Below are 22,099 nucleotides of genomic sequence, written 5' to 3'. Positions count from 1 at the left end.
TCGTGCGGCAATGTGCAAGGATGGTGCATTATGGGCGGTATCACTCAGCTCGTAGGCTCACTCGCTGTACGTGGAGTGGCGCGGACCGCCTGCTCGGCGGTCCCCCATGCCCAGGCTTCCTTGTCTGTGTCCTGCCCCGGACCGCTGCGGTCGATGCCTCAGTCCCCATCCGCAGTGTCAAAGGAGTCCCCTCGTGCTCGAAACCGGCCAGGCGCCACCGCTCACCTCCGAGCCCCGCAAGCCTGTGAACCCGCTGCTGCGCCGCAAGCCGGTCGAGCAGATGGTCGCCGAGGGCGGCCAGGGCGAGGGCGGGAACCTGCGCCGCTCGCTCACCATGTGGCAGCTGACCATGATCAGCATCGGCGCCACCCTGGGCACCGGCATCTTCGTCGTCCTCGGCGAGGCGGCCCCCAAGGCCGGCCCGGCCGTCACGATCTCCTTCATCATCGCGGGCCTGACCGCGCTCTTCTCTGCCCTCTCCTACGCGGAGCTGGCCGGATCGGTGCCGGTCTCCGGCTCCTCGTACTCGTACTCGTACGTCACCATGGGCGAGTTCATCGCCTGGATCTGCGGCTGGTGCCTGGTCCTGGAGTACGCCGTCTCCGTCTCGGCCGTGGCCGTCGGCTGGGGCCAGTACCTCAACGAGCTCCTCGACGGGACCATAGGCGTCACGCTCCCCGAGAAGTTCTCCGCCGCCCCGCTGGGCGACGGCGGCTGGATCAACCTGCCGTCGCTGGTCGTCGTCCTGCTCGCCATGGTCTTCCTGATGCGCGGCGCCAAGGAGAGCGCGCGCATCAACACGATCATGGTCGTGGTCAAGATCGTCACCCTGGTGCTCTTCATCGGCATCGGCGTCATGGGCATCAAGTCCGGCAACTACGCCCCGCTGGCCCCGCTCGGCATCACCGGCATCAGCGCCGCCGCTTCCACCCTCTTCTTCTCGTACATCGGCTTCGACGCCGCCTCCACCGCCGGTGAGGAAGCCAAGAACCCGAAGAAGGACCTGCCCCGCGCGATCATGCTCTCGCTGGGCATCGTCACCGTCCTGTACTGCCTCGTCGCCTTCGTCGCCGTCGGCGCCCTGCCCTGGAAGGACTTCGAGGGCACCGAGGCCGCGCTGGCCCAGATCATGACCAACGTCACCGGTGACAGCTTCTGGGGCGTCGTCCTCGCCGCCGGCGCCGTCGTCGCCATCGCCTCCGTCGTCTTCGCCGTCCTCTACGGCCAGACCCGCATCCTCTTCGCGATGTCCCGCGACGGCCTCGTCCCCAAGGTCTTCGCCAAGGTCGACGCCAAGACCGGCGCCCCCCGCGCCAACGTGGTGATCGTCTCCCTCTTCTGCGGCGCGCTCGCGGCGTTCATCCCCCTGGGTGAGCTGGCCAACGCGACCAGCATCGGCACCCTCTTCGCCTTCGCCCTCGTCAACATCGCGGTCGTGATCCTGCGCCGCACCAAGCCCGACATGCCGCGCACCTTCAAGGTGGCGCTGTTCCCGGTCACGCCGATCCTCGGCTTCCTCGCCTGCGGCTACATGATGTACAGCCTGCCGACGGCGACGTGGATCGCTTTCGGTGTCTGGATGGCCGTCGGCCTCGTGGTCTACTTCCTGTACGGCATTCGCCGCTCCCGACTGGCCACGGCAGAAGTGGCCACAGCAGAAAAGTGATCCACCCGCAGTGCGACTGAACGATCTCGACGAACGCATCGTGCACGCCCTCGCCGAGGATGCCCGCCGCTCCTACGCCGACATCGGCTCCGAGGTCGGACTCTCGGCCCCGGCCGTGAAGCGGCGCGTGGACCGGCTGCGGGCCGAGGGGGCCATCACCGGCTTCACCGTCCGCGTCGACCCCGCCGCCATGGGCTGGGAGACCGAGGGCTTCATCGAGATCTACTGCCGCCACAACACCTCCCCGGACGACATCCGGCGAGGGCTGGAGCGGTACCCCGAGGTGGTGTCCGCGTCGACCGTCACCGGCGACGCGGACGCCCTCGTCCAGGTCTTCGCCTCCGACATGCGGCACTTCGAGCGCGTACTGGAGCGCATCGCGGGCGAGCCGTTCGTGGAGCGCACCAAGTCGGTGCTCGTCCTCTCGCCGCTGCTGCGCCGCTTCACCTCGGGCGCCCCGGCCTGATGCGCCCCCGGACACCACTGCGCCCCGGCATCCCGATGCCGGGGCGCAGTCGCGTCCGGGGTCCCGCGGGCGGCGTTCAGCGGTGCCCGGCGTTCACGCGGGCCGCACCGGCGCGGCGGCGGGCCGGCTCCAGCAGGGCCCGGCGCTCCTCCTCCGTCAGCCCGCCCCAGACCCCGAAGGGCTCCCGGGTCCGCAGCGCGTGCTCCAGGCACGCGGTGCGCACCGGGCAGACGGCGCAGACCCGCTTCGCGGCCTCGTCCCGGTCCTCGCGCTCCTCGCCCCGCTCACCGGCCGGGTGGTAGAACCGGCCCGGCCCCAGATTCCGGCAGGCGGCCCGCAGCTGCCACTGCCAGTGATGGTGTGCGGTGCCGGGCAGCCTTGAGACGTCGGTCATGGCAGTTCCTTTCCGTGGATTCCCCACGCGTCTGGCCACTCCCCGCCGCGCGAAACCTGCCGGCCCCGGCCCGGTCCCGCCTCGGCCCCGGTCCGACCCCGCGAAGTCCCGTGTCAGGCCCGCTCGTCCGGGGTGCGGACCCCGATGAAGAGCGGGCGCCTGCGCAGCGTGAACCCCATCGACTCGTAGAGGGCGATCGCCCCGGTGTTGTCCGCCGCCGCGTGCAGGAACGGGCGGTCGCCGCGCCCGCGGATCTCGGCGGCCACCGCGCGGATCAGGCGGCCGGCCAGGCCGCGGCCGCGGTGGTCCGGGTGCGTGCACACCGCGCTGATCTCCGACCAGCCCGGCGGCCGCATCCGTTCCCCCGCCATCGCGACGAGCCGGCCCTCGTGCCGGATCCCGAGGTACGTGCCCAGCTCGACGGTGCGCCGGGCGAACGGCCCCGGCTTCGTGAGGCCGACCAGCTCCAGCATCTCCGGCACGTCGGCCGGCCCCAGCAGGACCGCCTCGGGCGCCGCCTCGGCCTGTACCGCCCCGCCGTCCAGCTGCACGCCCGGTATCGAGTCCTCCGTCGTCCACCCCGGGGGCGGGGTCGGCAGGCCGGTGATCCACACCGTCGTGCCCGGGCCGGCCAGCTCGGCCAGATCCGCCCAGGCGTCCGGGTCCTGCGGGTCCGCGAGCGCGACGAACGGCGAGGTGTCGCGGACGTACCGGGCCGCGAGCCCCCGGGGCCCGGTCTCGGCGAAGGCACTGCTCGGGCCGCTCAGCGCGGCCCAGACCGGGTTGTCGAGGACGTGCACGGGCGTGGCCGTATCGGTGTCGGGCGCCATGGGGTGGGGAACTCCTTCCCTCGGGAACGGCCGCAGGACCGCCCACCACCTTCTTGACGGCCCCGCACACCGCCACGAGACTGCTGGTGACGACGGTCACGAGAGTCAGCGTCCGTCGCGGGCGGGTTTATGCCCCAGGGGCGGGACGGAGTCGGTGGACATGGCCAGGACGGTGGGCGCACGCGTGCGGATCCTCCGTCGCTGCTGGCTGACCCGGCGCCTGCACATCGACCTGCTGCGGGTGAGCAGCGCCTTCCGCGCGAGCGCCTGACCCCCTCCTCCCGTACGCCGCGCACGGCCCCCCGGCGGTCCCGCCCGACCCGCGGGGCCCGGGCGTTCCACGCGCCGCCGCGCCGCGTACGCACCCCCGCACCGCCTCCGTGAACCCGGCGCGCACCGCGCCGCCGGGAGGTCCGCCACGCCCTCGCGCCGTCCTCAAGGAGAGTCATGCTGCCCTTGGTCCTGCCCCGAACCGGTCCGGCCCTCGTCCTGCGCGGCCGCATCGGCGCCGGCTTCTCGCCCGTACCGCACCGCTACCGCCTGTACCTGCGCGCCGACTGTCCGAGCTCCCTGCGCGTGGCGGCCGCGCTCGCCCGGCTGGGCCTGCAGGACTCCGTCGCCACCACCCTGCTCTCCACGCCCGCCTCGTACGAGGCGCTGCGCCGGGCCTACGAGGCCGCCGGACACCACTACGACGGCGCGCTGGCCGTCCCCGCCCTGTGCGACACCTGGAGCGGCCGCGTCATCGGCAACGACACGGACGATATCCTCGACGACCTGTGGCGACTGCACGGCCACCCGGCCTTCCGCGCCGACACGTAGCCGCCGGCGGGAGGGGAACCCGAAGGGTCCCGCGCAACGAATCGCCGCATGCCCCGCAAAACGCGCAACGAATCGATGCGCGGAGCGCAACAGTCATGGCTTGTCGGCGTCGAACGGGTGAACGTACCTTCAATAGGACCCACTCCCCTCCTGCCACAGAGGTACGCCCATGCCCCCGCTGCGCACCGCCCTCCTCCAGAGCTCCGGACGGCTCGGCGACACCGCCGAGAACCTGAAGGCGCTCGACGGGGCCGCGGAGCGCGCCGCACAGGCGGGTGCGGGGCTCCTCGTGACCTCGGAGATGTTCCTGACCGGCTACGCGCTGGAGGTCGAGGACGTCGCCGCCCTCGCCGAGGCCGCCGACGGCATGTCGGCCCGCGCCATCGGCGAGATCGCCCGCCGCCACGGCGTCGCCGTCCTGTACGGCTACCCGGAGCGCGACGGGGACACCGTCTACAACTCGGCCCAGCTCATCGGCCCCGACGGGGTCCGGCTCGCGAACTACCGCAAGACCCACCTCTTCGGCTGCTTCGAACAGGAAGCCTTCACCCCCGGCGACACCCCCGTCGTCCAGGCGGACCTGAACGGCCTCCGCGTCGGCATCATGATCTGCTACGACGTGGAGTTCCCCGAGAACGTCCGGGCGCACGCCCTGGCCGGCACCGACCTCCTCCTGGTGCCGACCGCGCAGATGCACCCGTTCCAGTTCGTCGCCGAACAGCTCGTCCCCGTACGGGCCTTCGAGAACCAGATGTACATCGCGTACGTCAACCGCACCGGTCCGGAAGGCGAGTTCGAGTTCGTCGGACTCAGCTGCCTGGCGAGCCCCGACGGGGTGACCCGCACCCGGGCCGGGCGCGGCGAGGAGCTGGTGATCGGCGAGGCCGATCCCGAGCTGCTGCGCGCGTCGCGCGAGACCAACCCGTACCTGCGCGACCGCCGCCCCGGGCTCTACGCCTCCCTCGTCTGAGCCCCAGCGCCCTCCCCCCTGCCCCACCCCCGCAAGGAGCCGTACCCCATGACGTCCACGGTGCCCACCACCGCCGTCCCGCACAGCGACGGACAGCCGCCGATCACCATGTTCGGCCCGGACTTCCCGTACGCGTACGACGACTTCCTCGCCCACCCCGCGGGCCTGGGCCAGATCCCGGCGACCGAGTTCGGCACCGAGGTCGCCGTCATCGGCGGCGGACTGTCCGGCATCATCTCCGCGTACGAGCTGATGAAGATGGGCCTCAAGCCCGTCGTCTACGAGGCGGACCAGATCGGCGGCCGACTGCGCACCGTCGGCTTCGAGGGCGCCGGCACCGAGGGCCTGACCGCGGAGATGGGCGCCATGCGCTTCCCGCCGTCCTCCACCGCGCTCCAGCACTACATCGACCTGGTGGGCCTGGTCACCGAGCCCTTCCCGAACCCGCTCGCCGAGGCCACCCCCTCGACGGTCGTGGACCTCAAGGGCGAGACCCACTACGCGGAGACGATCGCCGACCTCCCGCAGATCTACCGCGACGTCGCCGAGGCGTGGAACGCCTGCCTCGACGAGGGCGCCGACTTCTCCGACATGAACCAGGCGATGCGCGAGCGCGACGTCCCGCGCATCCGCGAGATCTGGGCGAAGCTCGTCGAGAAGCTCGACGACGAGACCTTCTACGGCTTCCTCTGCAAGTCCGAGGCCTTCCAGTCCTTCCGCAAGCGCGAGATCTTCGGCCAGGTCGGCTTCGGCACGGGCGGCTGGGACACCGACTTCCCGAACTCCATCCTGGAGATCCTGCGCGTCGTCTACACCGAGGCCGACGACCACCACCGCGGCATCGTGGGCGGCTCGCAGCAGCTGCCGATGCGGCTGTGGGAGCGCGAGCCCGAGAAGATCGTCCACTGGGCGCAGGGCACCTCGCTGTCCTCCCTGCACGAGGGCACCCCGCGCCCTGCGGTGACCCGCCTGCACCGCACCGCCGGCAACCGGATCACGGTCACCGACTCCTCGGGCGACATCCGCACGTACCGCGCCGCGATCTTCACGGCGCAGTCCTGGATGCTGCTGTCCAAGATCGCCTGCGACGACTCGCTGTTCCCGATCGACCACTGGACGGCGATGGAGCGCACCCACTACATGGAGAGCTCGAAGCTCTTCGTGCCGGTGGACCGCCCGTTCTGGCTGGACAAGGACGAGGAGACGGGCCGCGACGTCATGTCGATGACCCTGACGGACCGCATGACCCGCGGTACCTACCTCCTGGACGACGGCCCGGACAAGCCGGCCGTGATCTGCCTGTCGTACACCTGGTGCGACGACAGCCTCAAGTGGCTCCCGCTGTCCGCCAACGAGCGGATGGAGGTCATGCTGAAGTCCCTCGGCGAGATCTACCCGAAGGTCGACATCCGCCGCCACATCATCGGCAACCCGGTGACCGTGTCCTGGGAGAACGAGCCCTACTTCATGGGCGCGTTCAAGGCCAACCTGCCGGGCCACTACCGCTACCAGCGCCGCCTGTTCACCCACTTCATGCAGGACCGCCTCCCCGAGGACAAGCGCGGCATCTTCCTCGCGGGCGACGACATCTCCTGGACGGCGGGCTGGGCCGAGGGCGCGGTCCAGACGGCGCTGAACGCGGTCTGGGGCGTCATGCACCACCTCGGCGGCTCCACGGACGCCACCAACCCCGGCCCGGGCGACGTCTACGACGAGATAGCCCCGGTCGAGCTCCCGGAGGACTGACCCACCCGGTCGCCGCCTCCCCATGACCACGGGCCGCCCCCGCGCCACGAGCGCGGCGGCGGCCCGTTTTCACACCCCCGCTCAGGAGGTCGGGGTGAGGAGGCAGCGGCCCACCAGGCCGACGCCCGCGTCCAGCGAGTCCGTGAACTCCTCCGCCAGGTCGGGGGAGCGGCGCAGGGTCCACAGGAGGCGGGCCGCCGACCAGGCCGCGCCGCGGGCGCGGTCCAGGCTCCAGGATCCGAGCAGGTGCGTCAGCGGGTCGGCGATCTCCAGCAGGTCCGGGCCCGGCATGAGGTCCTCCCGGATGTGCTCCTCCAGGGAGACCAGGGTGTCGCCGACCCGGTCGAAGTCCGCCTCCAGGGCGCGCGGTTCGCAGTCCAGGGCCCGGCAGGTGGCGACCACCGCCAGCGCCAGGTCGTGCCCGATGTGGGCGTTGATCCCGGCCAGGGCGTGCTGGAGCGGCCGGACGCCCGGATGGCGCCGGTACTGGAGCAGCGGGCGCCAGCAGGCCGGGGCCCGGTCCGCCTCCACCGCCGTCAGGTACCGCTCCGCGAACCGCACGCTCAGCGCCTCCGCCCGCCGGGGCGCCGGGAACTCCCCGTGGGAGATGCGCGCGTGCAGGGTCTCCGTCACCGTCAGGTACACCCGGTTGAAGACGGCGACACCGTCCTGCGCGGGGAGCCGCTCGTCCAGGGCGCGCATCCGCGCGAGTACCGCTTCCATGGGTGGCAGCGTCGCAGCCGGCGGTGCGGATCCGGGGAACTTGGCCGTGTGCTTCGCCGGTTCGGGCGAACCGGGCCCCTTCGGCGGCTCGGTCAGGGGCGGGTGTCCCGGTCCGCTCCGCCGTCGGCCGTGCCCGCGTCGTAGGCCGACGTGCCCGCGTCGAGCAGCGGCTGCTGCTTCAGGTGCGCGGGCGCGAAGTACCGCAGCGCGTGGTAGCCGGTGATCACCACGATGGTGCCGAGCGCGATGCCGCCCAGCTCGAAGCTGTCCGTGAGGTGCAGCTTCACCCCGCCGATGCCGATGATGATGCCCGCCGCGGCCGGCACCAGGTTCAGCGGATTGCGCAGGTCCACCCCGCCGTTGATCCAGATCTGCGCGCCGAGCAGGCCGATCATCCCGTACAGGATCACGGTGATCCCGCCGAGCACCCCGCCCGGGATCGCGGCGACGACCGCGCCGAACTTGGGGCACAGGCCGAAGAGCAGGGCGAAGCCGGCGGCCGCCCAGTAGGCCGCCGTCGAGTAGACGCGGGTGGCCGCCATCACGCCGATGTTCTCGGAGTACGTGGTGTTCGGCGGGCCGCCCACCGCCGTGGAGAGCATCGACGCGGCGCCGTCCGCCGCGATCGCCGTGCCGAGCTCGTCGTCGAGCGGGTCGCCGGTCATCTCGCCGACCGCCTTGATGTGCCCGGCGTTCTCGGCGATCAGCGCGATCACCACCGGCAGCGCGATCAGGATCGCCGACCACTCGAACTGCGGGGCGTGGAAGCTCGGCAGCCCGATCCAGTCCGCCGAGGCGACCCCGGAGAGGTCGAGCCGCCAGTGGTCCACGGCCTCCTGCCCGCCGACCGTCGAGTGGATCTTGCCGAAGAGCAGGTCGAGGACCCAGGAGAGGCCGTACCCGAAGAGCAGCCCGAGGAAGATCGCGATGCGCGACCAAAAGCCGCGCAGGCAGACCACGGCCGCTCCGGTGACCAGCATGGTCAGCAGCGCCGTCCACTGGTCCTGCGGCCAGTACGTCGAGGCCGTCACCGGCGCCAGGTTGAAGCCGATCAGCATCACCACCGCGCCCGTCACCACCGGCGGCATCGCCGTGTGGATGACCCGTGCCCCGAAGCGCCGCACGGCGAGCCCCGCCAGGAACAGCGCCGCGCCGACCACGAACACCGCGCCCGTGACGACCGCGCTGTCCCCGCCGCCCGCCCGGATCGCCGCGGCGACGCCCACGAAGGAGAGGGAGCAGCCCAGGTAGGAGGGCACCCGCCCGCGCGTCGCCAGCAGGAAGATGGCCGTCGCGACACCCGACATCATGATCGCCAGGTTCGGGTCGAGGCCCATCAGGACGGGCGCGACGAAACTCGCCCCGAACATCGCCACGACGTGCTGGGCGCCGAGCCCGGCGGTCCGCGGCCACGACAGCCGCTCGTCCGGGCGTACCACCGCGCCGGGGGCGGGGGTCCGCCCGTCTCCGTGCAGGGTCCAGCCCACGCCGAGGCCCATGTTCCCACCACTCCCGTCGAACCGATCGATCAAGCATCCGGGCCGCAGAGCAGCCTGCGCAATATTACGGCCGGATAGCTGCCGGTTCGTCCAGGTCCGCGGGTGCGGCCCCGGCCGACACGGGCTTCTGCCGCAGTACGGCGGCCCCCGCCACCAGCGCGAACGCGAGCAGCGTGACCAGCCCGAAGGACACCACGAGCGAGGTCGCGTCCGCCACCGCGCCGATCGCCGACGGCGCGATCAGCCCCGAGGTGTACGTGATCGTCGCGACGCCCGCTATGGCCTGCGCCGGGGCCGGCCCGCTGCGCGCGGCGGCCGCGAAGGCCAGCGGCACCACCACCGCGATGCCGAGCCCGATCAGCCCGAAGCCCGCGATCGCCGCGGCAGGGTTCCCGGCCGCCACCACGAGCCCCCCGCCCGCGGTGGCCACCACCCCGCTCGCCCGGACGGTGCGCACCGCCCCGAACCGGTCCACCACCCGGTCCCCGACGAGCCGGGCGAGGGCCATGGTGAGCGCGAACGCGGTGGTGCAGGCGGCCGCGAGGCCGGCGTCCGTGTCCAGTACGTCGCGCAGGTAGACCGCCGACCAGTCCATGCTCGCGCCCTCCGCGAAGACCGCGCAGAAGCCGATCGCGCCGATCAGCAGCGCGGACTTCGGGGGCAGTGCGAAGTGCGGCGGGGCCTCGGCCCCCGCGGCGCTGCGCAGGTCGAGCACCCCTCGTACGGCGGCCAGCCCGGCCGCGGTCAGGGCGAGCGCGGCGAACAGGTGGTGCAGCCGGGCGTCGGCCCCGGCGTGCGCGGCGACGGTGCCGGCCGCCGAGCCGATCAGCGCCCCCACGCTCCACATGCCGTGCAGCGAGGACATGATCGAGCGGCCGAGCCGGTTCTCGGTCTCCACGCCCAGCGCGTTCATGGCCACGTCCGCCATGCCGGCGGTCGCCCCGTAGACGAACAGGGCGAAGCAGAGGGTCGCCAGGTTGGGGGCGAGGCTCGGCAGGATCAGGGACAGGGTCCACAGCACCAGCAGCCGGCGCAGCGCGGGGCGGGCCCCGAAGCGGTGGTTGATCCGGCCGGCCAGCGGCATCGCGACCGCGGCGCCCAGCGCGGGGAAGGCGAGGGCGAGGCCCAGGGTGCCCGCGCCGAGCTGGGCGTGGTCCTGGATCCAGGGGATGCGGGTGGCGAAGGAGCCCGTGACGGCCCCGTGGGTGCAGAAGACGGCGGCGATGGCGTGGCGGGCATGGCGCAGGCGCGCCGGGCTGAGGTCTGTTTCCCCTGTCATGGAATTAAACTATCAGGGACCCTGCCTGATAGTTAGTGCCGTGGAGCTACCTAAGATGAGCGCCGTGACTCCTGCCAAGGCCTTGACCCCCGCCGCTCCCTCGCCCGCGTCGCCGAGCACGGCCCGGGCCATCAACGACCGCCTGGCCCTGCGACTCCTGCAGGAGGAGGGGCCGCTGACCGCCACTCAGCTCAAGGCGATGACCGGCCTGTCCCGCCCGTCGGTCGCCGATCTCGTCGAGCGGCTCACCGAAGCCGGCCTGATCGAGGTGGTGGGGGAGTCGGGCGAGCAGCGCCGCGGCCCCAACGCCCGGGTGTACGGGATCGTCGCCCGCCGCGCCTACCTGGCGGCCCTGGACGTACGGACGGACAGCGCGACGGCGGTCGTCGCGGACCTGCTCGGCCGCCCGCTCGCCCAGGCCGCGCTCCCGGTGGACGCGGTGGACGAGGCGGTGGACGTACTGGAGGCCCTCGGGCGGCAGGCGGGGGCGGACGGGCTGCACACGGTGGTGGTCGGCGCCCCGGGTCTGGTGGCCCCGTCCGGGGACCTGCGCAGCACCGTCGGACTGCCCGCCTGGCACCGGGACCTGGTCGAGGCGCTGCAGCGGCGGCTGCCGGCCGCGGTGGCCGTGGAGAACGAGACCAACCTGGCGGCCCTTGCCGAACAGCGCGTCGGCGCGGCCCGGGACCTGGACTCCTTCGTCCTGCTGTGGCTCGGCGCGGGCGTGGGCGCGGCGGTGGTCCTGGACGGGCGGCTCCGCCGGGGTGCCTCCGGCGGAGCGGGCGAGATCGGCTTCCTGCCGGTGCCGGGCACGGGACGGCTGCCCTCGGCCACGGACTGCGGGGGCGGGTTCCACGCGCTGGTCGGCAGGGACGCGGTGGCGGCGCTGGCGGCGGAGCACGGCTGGACGGGCCCGGTGGAGGAAGCGGTGGCGGGGGCGGCGGGCGAACCCTTCCTCGACTCCCTGGCGGAGCGGCTGGCGCTGGGCGCGGCGGCGGTCGCGGCGGTCCTGGACCCGGGGTGCCTGGTCCTGGCGGGGGAGCTCGGCCACGCGGGCGGCCCCGCCCTCGCGTCGGCGGTGGCCCGCCGCCTGACGACACTGACCCCGGTCCCGATGGAGGTTCGCTCCACCACCCTCGGGGATTCGGCGGTCCTGACGGGAGCGAGACTGGCCGCCCGCGAAGCCGTGCAGGCGGACCTCTTCGCCTCCTGAGCCGCACCGGCCGGACGGGCTACTCCTCGTCGACGGTCTCGTCGTCGTGGAGCCGGCGCCAGATGCGGGTGCGGTGCAGCACGTAGAGGGCGCCGGCCAGGAAGACCACCTGGAGGCCCACGGCGAGCACCCAGAAGATCACCCGGCTCTCCAGCTCGTCCGTCAGGTAGGCGAAGTTCATGCCGAAGAACCCCGTCAGGAAGGTCAGCGGCAGGAAGATCGTGGAAACGATCGCCAGCCGGTTGATCACACCGTTCTGCTCGCCGGACACCAGCGAGGTGTAGGTGCCGAAGCCCCGCCGGGCGGCTTCCTGGAGCGCCTCGATGTCCGTCAGCACCAGCCTCGACATCCGCTGGTACTCGCGGGCCAGCCGCTGGCGCTCCGCCGGGAAGTTCGGGTTCAGCACCCGGCGCGTGATGGCCTCCTCCGCCGCCTGGTGGTAGGGGAGCAGCGTGTGGTGCAGCAGCGCCGCGGTCCGGCGCAGCCGCGCCAGGCTGTAGAGCTGCTCGGGCTTGCGCCGCCGGAACATCTCGTCCTCCAGGTCCTCCACCTCCAGCAGGGCCTGGACGGCCGACCGCCGGTAGGTCTCCAGAGCCTCGCCCAGCAGCAGGAACAGCACGGCCACGGCGTCGGGGGGCCGTTCGCGCGGGAACCGGGCGACGAGCTCCTCCACCAGCCCGGCCGGCCCCCGGTGCACCGTGACCAGGTACCGCTCGGTGGCCACGACGTGGAGGTGCACGACCCGGCCCGCCTCGATCGCGGGGACGACGAACGCGGCGGCGTCCCCGAGGAACTCGGCGCGGGCGGATTCCCTCTCCCGGCCGAACCACGGCAGCTCCTCGGCCTCCAGGCCGAGCAGGCGGGCGATCGGCTGCTCCCCGGGCGGTGCCCGCTCGGGCAGCTCCGCGTCCACGAACAGGAAGCGCGCCTGCGCCAGGCGCTCGCGGGCCTCGGACACCGGGGTGCGCCGCGCGACGCCCTCCGGCATGGACACGACCGAAACGATCATCGCCCCGCACCGTGGACCACGCCGTGGGGGCGGCGCGCCAGGAACTCCGCGAACGTGCCCTTGCCGGAGGCGTGGGACGGGGCCAGGTTTCCGCCGCGGCGGAAGGCCGCGTACGCCTTCCCCGCCAGCGGGAGCGCGAACACCCTGCGCCGGCTTCCCGCCGCCGCGAGGTACGCCCGGCCCAGTTCCACCAGCGTGTGGATCTCCGGGCCGCCCATGTCCGCGACCCGGCCCGCCGGGGCCGGCACGGCCAGTTCCGCCATCCGGTCCGCGACCTCCTCCACGGCGACCGGCTGCACCCGGACCCCCTTCGGCAGCGGCACCGGCACCGCCGGCACCTTCGTCAGCGCGTCCATCAGCATCGCCACCAGGTCGTGGAACTGCGTCGTGCGCAGGATCGTCACGCCCAGCCCCGAAGCCTCCAGCATCCGCTCGACCTTGTGCTTCACCGTGTAGTAGCCGAACGGGACCACGTCGACCCCGACGATCGAGATGTAGACGATGTTCGTGACCGTCCCGGCCCGCCGGGCCACCTCGATCAGGTGGCCGGCGGCCACGTCGTCACCGCCGCGCGGACTGCTCGCGCAGTGCACGACCACCTCCGCGCCGGCCATCGCCGCATCCAGCCCGGTACCGTCCCGCAGGTCGACCGGGTGGTCCTTCGAGCGGCGGCTCAGCACCCGTACGTCGTGGCCCGCCGCCCGCAGCCTGGTGACGACCAGCCCGCCGAGGTTTCCGGTGCCTCCGGTGACGAGAATCGTGCCCATGGTGTCCGTTCCTTCCCTGAAGGGTTCCGTTCACCGGACATGACCGGACAGCCCCCGGGAATGTGACAGCTGCCGCTGAAGGAATTCCAGCTTCTCCGGATTCGCCATGCTCCGCACCCCGCGGACCAGCCCGTCATCGACCTCCACCTGCAGGACCACCGCCGCGCCGAACAGCAGCGCGGGCTCGCCGTTGACCTCCGCGAGGGAGATCGGCAGACCGGCCCCGTACCGGCGCAGCGCACCCGCCAGGAACCGCGCCACCTTGTCCCGGCCCAGGATCGGCCGCCGGGCCGCGGACACGATCCCGCCGCCGTCCGCCACGTACCGCACGTCGGCGCTCAGCATGGACTCCAGCCGGGCCAGGTCCCCCTCGCGCGCCGCCGTCAGGAAGGCCTCCACGAGCCGGTGCCACTGCGCCGGATCCGGCTCGAAGCGCGGCCGCGCCGCGGCCGCCCGCCCCGATTCCGCCCGCCCCGATTCCGCCCGCCCCGATTCCGCCCGCCCGGACTGCGCCCGCGCCGCCTCCACCCGGCCCGCGGCCCGCCGGTAGAGCTGCCGGCAGTTGGGCTCGGCCAGGTCGAGCAGGGCGGCGATCTCCCGGTGGCCGTACGCGAAGGCCTCGCGCAGCACGTACACGGCCCGCTCCACCGGCGTCAGCCGCTCCAGCAGCACCAGCAGGGCGATGGAGACGCCCTCCCGCTGCTCGGCCGACTCCAGCGGGCCCAGTGCCCCGTCCCCGGTGAGGACCGGCTCCGGGAGCCAGGGGCCGGGGTACTCCTCGCGCCGGGCCCGCGCCGAGGCGAGGCGGTTCAGGCACAGGCGGGTGACGGCCTTGGCGAGCCAGGCCCCGGGGTGCCCGACGTCCTCGCGCCCGGCGGAGCTCCACCGCAGCCAGGCGTCCTGGACGGCGTCTTCCGCCTCGGCGGCCGAGCCGAGCATGCGGTAGGCGATCCCGAACATCCGCGGCCGGTGCTGCTCGAAGTCCGCGAGCGGCGCGGGGTCCTGTGCGATCACGGCAGCAGCCTACGAGGGGCCCGCGGCTGCACGTGCGAGGACCCGGTGGCCGCCGGGCCACCGGGTCCTCACGTCTGTCTACTCAGGGCGACTCCGCGGTGTCAGCAGGCGCCCTGGTCCTTCCAGACGCCCCACTCACCGGTGGTGCCGGGCTCCTCGTTCTGTGTCCACCACTGGGCCTTCCAGTTGTGGCCCTTGTGGGAGACGAGGTTCCCGCTGTTGTAGATCGTGCCCGCGACGTACGCCGGGTTCGTGCAGGTTCCGCCCGGCGGGGTCGTCGGCGGGGTGGTCGGCGGCGTCGTCGGGGGAGTGGTGGGCGGGGTCGTGGGCGGCGTGGTCGGCGGGATCGTCGGGCCCCCCGGCTCGACGAGCGTCGTACCGCGGGCCAGGTCCCCGGCGAGGGCGTAGGTGGTGCCGGAGATGTTCACCGTCCAGTTGGAGGGTGTGGAGACCGGCAGGTAGTAGTTGAACGCCAGGTCCACCGAGGCGCCGGGGGCCAGCGTCTGCCACGCCGGGAGCTTCAGCGAGACCCGCTGGAAGTCGCCCTTCAGCCCGCCGACGTTGGTGCCGGTGTGGCCGCTGCTGATCACCTTCGTGCCGAAGCCGGACTGGTCGGAGGCGTTGTCCGGGGCCGAGGTCCCGTAGTCGAACCGGAACTCCGTACCGCCGGGCAGCGTGGCCTTCGTGTTGTTGGTGATCTTGAGCTTCGGGGTGATCGGGTAGTTGGAGTCGCCCAGCTTGAACTCGCCGAACTCCGTCTTGATGTCCACGGCCTGGGTGGGCAGGGCGGTCGCGCCCGCCTTCTTGGCGCCGTACGGCGCGGCCGACTTGAACTTCTCGTACATCAGGGAGGTGAGCGTGTCGCCCATCTCGTACTGGCCCTTGGCGGCGTTGTACCCGTAGTCGCCCGCCAGCTCCCAGACCATCGTGCCGCCGATGCCCTTGTTCACCACGTAGTCGGCCTTGGCGGCGACGGACTGCTCGTCCTCCGTCGACAGGAAGACCTTCTTCTGGGCGTTCCACAGCCACGGCGCCACCAGGGTGGAGTCGTACTTGCGGGAGTAGGTGCCGGTCAGCGTGGTGTTCGCGGGGAAGCCGTACGTGGTGACGTAGTCGCCGACGACGCCCTTCTCCAGGTTCTTGGCGTGCCACATCGGGTTGGAGCCCGCCGGGGACTCGACCCCGTTGGTGTCCAGGTCGTGCCACAGGTTGTCGATGCCGACCGCGCCGTCACCGCACTTGGTCAGCCCCGCGCCGGCCGGGCAGGTGGTCGCGGGGGCCTTGCCCCACAGTCCGTCCGTGCCGCCCTGAACGTTCTTGAAGCCGCGGGTGTAGTACGGCAGGCCCATGTTGATGCGGCCGGCCGGCATCGAGCCGCGGAAGTAGTGGTAGGCCCAGTCGGAGTTCAGGTAGCCGATGCCGCCGTACTGGGAGGTGGAGTAGACCCCGGCGGCGGCGAGTTCGCCGTCCTTGCCGTCGTCGAAGAGCGAGGCGTTCGGGCCGACGTACTCGTTCCAGGCGCCGTGCAGGTCGTAGGACATGATGTTGACGTAGTCCAGGTACTTCTGCATCTGGAACGTCTCCATGCCCCGCAGCAGGTAGCCGGAGGAGGGGGCGGCGACGGAGAGCAGGTAGTGCTTGCCGTCGGCGGCGCCCGCGCGGTCGAGCTTCTCGCGCAGCGACTTCATCAGGGCGGCGTAGCCCTGGACGAGGCCGGCCCGGCGGGCGTTGGAAAGCTGCCAGTCCAGCGGGTTTCCCGCGTCCTTCATGGTGGTCGGGTACTCGTAGTCGATGTCGACGCCGTTGAAACCGTACTTCCGGATGAACGCGACCGAGGAGTCCGCGAAGGTGTCGATGCCCGCCTGGTTGACCGAGCCGTCGGCGTTGGTGGCCATCGAGTAGAAGCCGCCGGAGGCGACGCGGTTGCCGTCGTCGCCGAAGTAGCCGCCGGTCTCGGCCCAGCCGCCGACCGAGATCAGCGTCTTGACGTTCGGGTACTGCTTCTTGAATTTGTTCAGCAGGTTGAAGTGGCCCTTGTAGGGGAGGGCCGGGTCCATCTCGGCGCCCGCCACTCCCGGCCAGGTCATCCCGGTGGCGGCGTTGTTCGCGTTGTCGGCGCCGACCGAGATCTTGTTGTCGGAGCCGACGTGGGCGAAGGCGTAGTTCAGGTGGGTCACCTTGGACCACGGGACGTTGTTGGCGAGGTAGGCGGGGGTGCCGTCCTTGCCCGTACGCCAGCCGGTGAAGTATCCGATGACGCGGCGCTGGTGGTCGGCGCCCATCTTCTCGCGGCCCTCGGAGTCGTAGACCGAGCAGTACGGGACGTCGACGCCGGCCGTCTTGTACAGCCCGTCCGGGCGACAGCTCTCTCCCCCGGACTCCGCCTGGGGGGACCCCCAGGCGGCGTGCGAAAAGGCCGTCGACACTGCGGGTAGTAGCAGTCCGGCGATCGCCGCGCCGGATGCCAGGAGCATCGCTCTCATACGTGTGGGGGACGGCATGGTGCCTCCTGGGGAGGGGAGGATGGCAGACACAAGGGACACAACAGGCGGAGATGTGGTGCGTGTTGGCCCGTGACGTGCGCACATCTGACGGGCTGTCTCCCGGGGAAGATGAAGGGAACGTTAAGAGGACTAGACCACCCCGTCAATAGGTCTGGACCAATCACGGCCGGACATGACGGACTCTCGCGCGGCCGCCCCCTTGTGACCCAGGCCACAGCGCCTCGCTCGCATGGCCGACGATCGACCGTGGCAAACTGGCAGCAGTACCAGTAAGCAGCGCACTCCGGGGTCGGTGTAATTCCGAACCGGCGGTATAGTCCGCGACCCGTCCGCAGCCAGCGGCCGGTTGACCAGGTGAAATTCCTGGACCGACGGTGAAAGTCCGGATGGGAGGCAGTGCGCGGCGGGCCAGTCACCGGTACGCCGCCGTCGGCGGTTCATCGGCGTATCCCTGCGGATGCGTCCGGACGGACCGTTTTTCGGCCTCGGCGTCCCCGCGTGTGCTGTACCGCTTCATCTGTCGTATCCCGACAGGCCCCGGAGTCCGTGCCCGATCGAGGCAGGAGGACCCGGTGGCGAACCACGCCGCGCACGCACCGCACGACGCCCTCGGCGAGACCGAGACCGATGCCGCCGCCGGCGCTCTGACCGACGCCCCGGCCATGCGCCGCGCCATCGCGCTCGCCGCCCGCGGCCTCGGCTCCACCAGCCCCAACCCGGTCGTCGGCTGCGTCATCACCGACGCCGCGGGCACCGTCGTCGGCGAGGGCTGGCACGAGCGGGCCGGCGGCCCGCACGCCGAGGTCCACGCCCTGCGCGCCGCCGGCGAGGCGGCCCGCGGCGGCACCGCGTACGTCACCCTCGAACCCTGCAACCACACCGGTCGTACGGGCCCCTGCGCCCGGGCCCTCGTCGAGGCGGGCGTCACCCGCGTGGTCTACGCCGTCCCCGACCCGAACCCGCAGGCCAGCGGCGGCGCCGCCACCCTGCGCGCCGCCGGGATCACGGCCGAGGGCGGGTTCCTGGAGACCGAGGCCGCGGCCGGCAACGCCGCCTGGCTCACCTCCGTACGCCTGGGCCGCCCGCACGTGACCTGGAAGTACGCCGCCACCCTCGACGGCCGCAGCGCCGCCGCGGACGGCAGCAGCCGCTGGATCACCGGCCCGGAATCCCGCGCCGACGTCCACCGGCTGCGCGCCGAGGCCGACGCCGTCCTCGTCGGCGGCGGCACCCTGCGCACCGACGACCCCCACCTGGCCGTACGCGGCGTCGAAGGGGCCACCCAGCCCCTGCGCGTCGCCCTCGACACCCGCGCCGGCCTGCCGGCGACCGCCCGCATCCTCGACGACGCCGCGCCCACGCTGCTCGTCGTCGGCGAGGACGCCGACACCCGGCACCTGCCGGACGGCGTCGACCTGCTCCGGCTGCCCCTGCACGACGGCCGCATCGCCGTCCACGACCTGCTCGCGCGGCTGTACGCCCGCGGTGTGCGCTCCGTGTTCCTGGAAGGCGGCCCCACCCTCGCGGGCGCCTTCCTCGAAGCCGGGGCCGTCGACCGCGTCATCGGCTACCTCGCCCCGGCCCTCCTCGGCTCCGGCCCCGCCGCCCTCGCCGACGCAGGCATCACCACCATCGCCCGCGCGGTGCGCCTCGACATCACCGAGGCCGTCCGCGTCGGCACCGATCTGCGCATCACCGCCGTACCCGTACCCGAAGCCGTCCCCACCCCCACCGCCCCCAAGGAGCACTGAGTGTTCACCGGAATCGTCGAAGAACTGGGCGAGGTCACCGCCGTCGAGCAGCTCTCGGAGGCCTCCCGCTTCCGCCTGCGCGGACCCGTCGTCACCGACGGCGCCAAGCACGGCGACTCCATCGCCGTCAACGGCGTCTGCCTGACCGTCGTGGAGACGGGCGACGGCGAGTTCACCGCCGACGTCATGCAGGAGACCCTCAAGCGGTCCAGCCTCGGCGTCCTCCACGCGGGCTCCCGGGTCAACCTGGAGCGGCCGATGGCCCTCGGCGGACGGCTCGGCGGACACCTGGTCCAAGGGCACGTGGACGGCACCGGCGAGATCCTGTCCAGGACGCCCTCCGAGCACTGGGAGATCGTCAAGGTCTCGCTCCCGCGGAACCTGTCCCGGTACGTCGTGGAGAAGGGCTCCATCACGGTGGACGGAGTCAGCCTCACCGTGGTCGAGGCCGCCGCGGACTGGTTCACCATCAGCCTCATCCCCACCACCCTCGCGCTGACCACCCTCGGCCTCAAGCAGCCCGGCGACCCGGTCAACCTCGAGGTCGACGTCCTCGCGAAGTACGTCGAGCGCCTGCTCGCCGCCGGGGTGGACCCGCTGACCGCCAAGGAGGAGCAGCAGTGACCGCCCTGACCTGGCTCAACGCGGAGGCCTTCACGGTCTTCGGCCAGAAGGTCATCTGGTCCGACATGATCGGCAACCTGATGGGCCTGGCCGCCCTCGCCCTCGGCTGGCGCCGCTCCATATGGACCTGGCCCGCCCAGCTCCTGTCCGGCCTGATCCTCATAGCCGCCTACGCCTCCGCCCACCTCGCCGGCGGCGTCGGCAAGCAGCTCCTCGTCATCGGCGTGGCCGCCTGGGGATGGCGCGCCTGGCAGCGCGGACGGCAGCAGGCCCAGGACGGCACCCTCGCGGTGCGCACCGCCACCTGGACGGAGCGCGGACTGCTCCTCGCCGGGGCGGCGCTGGGCACCCTCGCCGTGGGCGGACTGTTCACGCTCTTCCCGAACCTGTCCTGGAGCCCGTGGGCCGACGCCTACATCTTCGTCGGCACGATCGTCGCGATGGTCGCCCAGGCCCGCGGACTCGTCGAGTTCTGGTTCGCCTGGCTCCTCGTCGACCTGGTCGGCGTCCCGCTCGCCTTCACCAACGGACTGGCCTTCTCCGGCCTCGTCTACGTCGTCTACTTCGCGCTCGTCCTCTGGGGCGCCCACGACTGGTACCAGCGTTCGCGCACCACCCCCGCCCCGGCCCTGGAAGGAGCAACGGCATGACCCTCAAGCCCGTGCCCGACATCGACGCCGTCCTCGACGCCGTCTTCCGGCTCGACCCCGTCGAGCAGGCCATCCGCGACATCGCGGCCGGCCGGCCGGTCGTCGTCGTCGACGACGAGGACCGCGAGAACGAGGGCGACCTCGTCATCGCCGCCGAGAAGGCCACCCCCGAGATCGTCGCGTTCATGATGAGCGAGTGCCGCGGCCTGATCTGCGCCCCCATGGAAGGCCCCGAGCTGGAGCGGCTCGAGCTGCCCCAGATGGTCCAGAACAACACCGAGTCGATGAAGACCGCCTTCACGGTCTCCGTCGACGCCAGTGCCGCCCACGGCGTCACCACCGGCATCTCGGCCGCCGACCGCTCCACCACCCTGCGGATGCTCGCCGACGGCATCTCCGAGCCCTCGGACTTCGTCCGCCCCGGCCACGTCTTCCCGCTGCGCGCCAAGCCCGGCGGCGTCCTGGTCCGCAACGGCCACACCGAGGCCGCCGTCGACCTCGCCCGCCTCGCGGGCCTGCGCCCCGTCGGCGCGATCGTGGAGATCGCCGGCGAGGACGGCGTCATGCTGCGCCTGCCCGAGCTGATCCCCTTCGCCCGCAAGCACGGCCTGACGATCATCTCCATCGAGGACCTGATCGCCTACCGCCGCTCCGCCGAGCCCACCGTGCGACGCGAGGCCACGGTCGCCCTGCCGACCGCCCACGGCGACTTCACGGCGTACGGCTACCGCTCCGCCGTCGACGGAGTCGAGCACGTCGCCCTCGTCCACGGCGAGATCGGCGACGGCCAGGACGTCGTGGTCCGGGTCCACTCCGAGTGCCTGACCGGCGACATCTTCCACTCCCTGCGCTGCGACTGCGGCCCCCAGCTGCACGCCTCCATGGCCCGCATCAAGGACGAGGGCCGCGGCGTGGTCGTCTACCTGCGCGGTCACGAGGGCCGCGGCATCGGACTGGTGTCCAAGCTGCGCGCGTACGAACTCCAGGAGCGCGGCCGCGACACCCTGGACGCCAACCTGGAGCTCGGCCTGCCCGCCGACGCCCGCGACTACGCCGCCGGCGCGCAGATCCTCGCCGACCTCGGCGTCAAGAGCGTCCGGCTGCTGACCAACAACCCCGACAAGTCCGCCGCCCTCGTACGGCACGGCATCGCGGTCAACGACCGGGTGGCCATGCCCACGGAGGCCGGGGAGCACAATCTGCGGTACCTGCGCACGAAGCGGGACCGAATGGGCCACGACCTGCCCTGGCTGGACCGGGCCGTGACCGCCACCACCTGCGGCAACCAGTAAGCACGTACGCACCACCCGCGTACGCACACCACCACGAACCACGAACCACGAAGAACCGAGGAGCACAGCTGTGAGCGGCAAGGGCGCACCCGAACTGAGTGTCAGGAACTGCGGAGACCTCCGGGTCGCCGTCATCGCGGCCCAGTGGCACGAGAAGGTCATGGACGGGCTCGTCGACGGCGCCCTGCGCGCCCTGCACGAACTGGGCATCGACGAGCCGACCCTGCTCCGCGTCCCGGGCAGCTTCGAGCTCCCGGTCGCGGCGAAGGTGCTGGCCGGCCGCGGCTACAATGCCATCGTCGCCCTCGGAGTCGTCATCCGCGGCGGCACCCCGCACTTCGAATACGTCTGCCAGGGCGTCACCCAAGGCCTGGTGCAGGTGTCGATCGACACCGGAGTCCCCGTCGGCTTCGGCGTACTGACCTGCGACAACGACGAGCAGGCGCTGGACCGCGCCGGGCTCGAGGGGTCGAACGAGGACAAGGGACACGAAGCGGTCATCGCCGCCGTCTCGACCGCCGTCACCCTGCGGTCCGTCAGCGAACCCTGGCACTGAGCGGCGGCGGGGGACCCCGTATTCTGAGGACCATCATGGCGAACACACCCTCCAAGAGTTTCGAAGAGCTCTTCACCGAGCTTCAGCTCAAGGCCGCCACCGGCGACCCCGGCTCCTCCCGCACTGCCGAGCTCGTCGGCAAGGGCGTCCATGCGATCGGCAAGAAGATCGTCGAGGAGGCCGCGGAAGTCTGGATGGCCGCCGAGTACGAGGGCAAGGAAGCCGCCGCCGAGGAGATCTCCCAGCTGCTGTACCACGTCCAGGTGATGATGGTCGCGCGCGGGATCTCCCTCGACGACGTCTACGCGCACCTCTAGGCCGGAG

22 protein-coding genes and 1 riboswitch are annotated in these 22,099 nt (G+C 72.2%); of the genes, 13 read left to right on the top strand and 9 right to left on the bottom strand.

The genetic code is table 11. The annotated features are described in order from the left end of the window. Positions 1–193 precede the first annotated feature (193 nt). Both ACFYZS_RS30965 and ACFYZS_RS30960 read left to right on the top strand, forming a co-directional pair. Complete coding sequence (locus ACFYZS_RS30965; protein WP_389019691.1) at positions 194–1,666, top strand: amino acid transporter; 1,473 nt, start codon at positions 194–196, stop codon at positions 1,664–1,666. Positions 1,667–1,676: 10 nt separating this feature from the next. Then, positions 1,677–2,132, top strand: a complete 456-nt coding sequence (locus tag ACFYZS_RS30960; protein ID WP_007262967.1) for an Lrp/AsnC family transcriptional regulator — start codon at positions 1,677–1,679, stop codon at positions 2,130–2,132. A 76-nt stretch (positions 2,133–2,208) separates the two neighbouring features. On the opposite strand, the gene ACFYZS_RS30955 is transcribed toward ACFYZS_RS30960, so the two are convergent. After that, positions 2,209–2,526, bottom strand: a complete 318-nt coding sequence (locus tag ACFYZS_RS30955; RefSeq protein ID WP_389019688.1) for a WhiB family transcriptional regulator — start codon at positions 2,524–2,526, stop codon at positions 2,209–2,211. Positions 2,527–2,639: 113 nt separating this feature from the next. After that, entirely contained in the window at positions 2,640–3,356 is a 717-nt protein-coding gene (locus tag ACFYZS_RS30950) for a GNAT family N-acetyltransferase (RefSeq protein ID WP_389019685.1), read from the bottom strand. A gap of 160 nt (positions 3,357–3,516) precedes the next feature. Here ACFYZS_RS30950 and ACFYZS_RS30945 point away from each other — a divergent pair, with 160 nt between their 5' ends. From ACFYZS_RS30945 to ACFYZS_RS30930, 4 genes are all read left to right on the top strand, one after another. Next, the gene (locus ACFYZS_RS30945; protein ID WP_389019682.1) at positions 3,517–3,627 is read left to right on the top strand and encodes a putative leader peptide; all 111 of its coding nucleotides are present in this window, start codon (positions 3,517–3,519) and stop codon (positions 3,625–3,627) included. Positions 3,628–3,803: 176 nt separating this feature from the next. Continuing rightward, positions 3,804–4,178, top strand: coding sequence for a hypothetical protein (locus ACFYZS_RS30940; protein WP_389019680.1), 375 nt, complete (start codon positions 3,804–3,806; stop codon positions 4,176–4,178). A gap of 169 nt (positions 4,179–4,347) precedes the next feature. After that, a complete protein-coding gene (locus ACFYZS_RS30935) occupies positions 4,348–5,148 on the top strand; it encodes a carbon-nitrogen hydrolase family protein (protein WP_389019677.1) in 801 nt (266 codons plus the stop codon). A 48-nt stretch (positions 5,149–5,196) separates the two neighbouring features. Beyond that, a complete protein-coding gene (locus ACFYZS_RS30930; protein ID WP_389019674.1) occupies positions 5,197–6,894 on the top strand; it encodes a flavin monoamine oxidase family protein in 1,698 nt (565 codons plus the stop codon). 81 nt (positions 6,895–6,975) lie between these two features. Here ACFYZS_RS30930 and ACFYZS_RS30925 read toward each other — a convergent pair whose 3' ends face one another. The 3 genes from ACFYZS_RS30925 to ACFYZS_RS30915 all read right to left on the bottom strand — a co-directional run bounded on the left by ACFYZS_RS30925 (position 6,976) and on the right by ACFYZS_RS30915 (position 10,395). Beyond that, positions 6,976–7,617 carry a DUF5995 family protein gene (locus ACFYZS_RS30925; protein WP_053693960.1) on the bottom strand — a complete coding sequence of 214 codons (642 nt, stop codon included), beginning with the start codon at positions 7,615–7,617 and terminating at the stop codon, positions 6,976–6,978. Between the two features lie 92 nt (positions 7,618–7,709). Then, positions 7,710–9,116 (bottom strand): uracil-xanthine permease family protein, encoded by a 1,407-nt coding sequence (locus ACFYZS_RS30920; RefSeq protein WP_389019671.1) that lies wholly within the window; start codon positions 9,114–9,116, stop codon positions 7,710–7,712. 64 nt (positions 9,117–9,180) lie between these two features. Further along, positions 9,181–10,395, bottom strand: coding sequence for an MFS transporter (locus ACFYZS_RS30915; protein WP_389019668.1), 1,215 nt, complete (start codon positions 10,393–10,395; stop codon positions 9,181–9,183). 55 nt (positions 10,396–10,450) lie between these two features. Here ACFYZS_RS30915 and ACFYZS_RS30910 point away from each other — a divergent pair, with 55 nt between their 5' ends. Further along, positions 10,451–11,608 (top strand): ROK family protein, encoded by a 1,158-nt coding sequence (locus tag ACFYZS_RS30910; protein WP_389019666.1) that lies wholly within the window; start codon positions 10,451–10,453, stop codon positions 11,606–11,608. 19 nt (positions 11,609–11,627) lie between these two features. Here ACFYZS_RS30910 and ACFYZS_RS30905 read toward each other — a convergent pair whose 3' ends face one another. From ACFYZS_RS30905 to ACFYZS_RS30890, 4 genes are all read right to left on the bottom strand, one after another. Beyond that, on the bottom strand, positions 11,628–12,617 hold the full coding sequence (locus ACFYZS_RS30905; protein ID WP_389019663.1) for a CorA family divalent cation transporter: 990 nt from the start codon (positions 12,615–12,617) through the stop codon (positions 11,628–11,630). Continuing rightward, a complete protein-coding gene (locus tag ACFYZS_RS30900; protein ID WP_389019661.1) occupies positions 12,614–13,384 on the bottom strand; it encodes an SDR family oxidoreductase in 771 nt (256 codons plus the stop codon). The genes ACFYZS_RS30905 and ACFYZS_RS30900 overlap by 4 nt, the downstream gene beginning before the upstream one ends. Before the next feature lie 30 nt (positions 13,385–13,414). After that, positions 13,415–14,398, bottom strand: a complete 984-nt coding sequence (locus tag ACFYZS_RS30895; RefSeq protein WP_389019658.1) for a sigma-70 family RNA polymerase sigma factor — start codon at positions 14,396–14,398, stop codon at positions 13,415–13,417. A 101-nt stretch (positions 14,399–14,499) separates the two neighbouring features. Then, positions 14,500–16,899, bottom strand: coding sequence for a chitinase C-terminal domain-containing protein (locus ACFYZS_RS30890; protein ID WP_389019655.1), 2,400 nt, complete (start codon positions 16,897–16,899; stop codon positions 14,500–14,502). A 277-nt stretch (positions 16,900–17,176) separates the two neighbouring features. Then, positions 17,177–17,306: riboswitch (FMN riboswitch) on the top strand. Between the two features lie 258 nt (positions 17,307–17,564). On the opposite strand from ACFYZS_RS30890, the gene ribD reads away from it, so the two are divergent. From ribD to ACFYZS_RS30860, 6 genes are all read left to right on the top strand, one after another. Next, entirely contained in the window at positions 17,565–18,653 is a 1,089-nt protein-coding gene (ribD, locus tag ACFYZS_RS30885; protein ID WP_389019935.1) for a bifunctional diaminohydroxyphosphoribosylaminopyrimidine deaminase/5-amino-6-(5-phosphoribosylamino)uracil reductase RibD, read from the top strand. Beyond that, positions 18,654–19,277, top strand: coding sequence for a riboflavin synthase (locus tag ACFYZS_RS30880; protein ID WP_389019652.1), 624 nt, complete (start codon positions 18,654–18,656; stop codon positions 19,275–19,277). Beyond that, positions 19,274–19,927, top strand: a complete 654-nt coding sequence (locus tag ACFYZS_RS30875) for a nicotinamide mononucleotide transporter family protein (protein WP_030157585.1) — start codon at positions 19,274–19,276, stop codon at positions 19,925–19,927. Before ACFYZS_RS30880 ends, ACFYZS_RS30875 begins: the two co-directional genes overlap by 4 nt. Beyond that, positions 19,924–21,219, top strand: coding sequence for a bifunctional 3,4-dihydroxy-2-butanone-4-phosphate synthase/GTP cyclohydrolase II (locus ACFYZS_RS30870; protein WP_389019648.1), 1,296 nt, complete (start codon positions 19,924–19,926; stop codon positions 21,217–21,219). Before ACFYZS_RS30875 ends, ACFYZS_RS30870 begins: the two co-directional genes overlap by 4 nt. A gap of 70 nt (positions 21,220–21,289) precedes the next feature. Then, on the top strand, positions 21,290–21,775 hold the full coding sequence (gene ribH, locus ACFYZS_RS30865) for a 6,7-dimethyl-8-ribityllumazine synthase (protein WP_030871826.1): 486 nt from the start codon (positions 21,290–21,292) through the stop codon (positions 21,773–21,775). A gap of 35 nt (positions 21,776–21,810) precedes the next feature. Further along, entirely contained in the window at positions 21,811–22,092 is a 282-nt protein-coding gene (locus ACFYZS_RS30860) for a phosphoribosyl-ATP diphosphatase (RefSeq protein WP_030157590.1), read from the top strand. Positions 22,093–22,099: the final 7 nt, after the last annotated feature.

The sequence above is a fragment of the Streptomyces sp. NPDC001903 genome (genome assembly GCF_042891345.1).
Classification (GTDB): Bacteria; Actinomycetota; Actinomycetes; order Streptomycetales; family Streptomycetaceae; genus Streptomyces.
The sequence above is the reverse complement of the archived record's forward strand: the minus strand, read 5'-3'. Positions and strand labels throughout refer to the sequence as shown.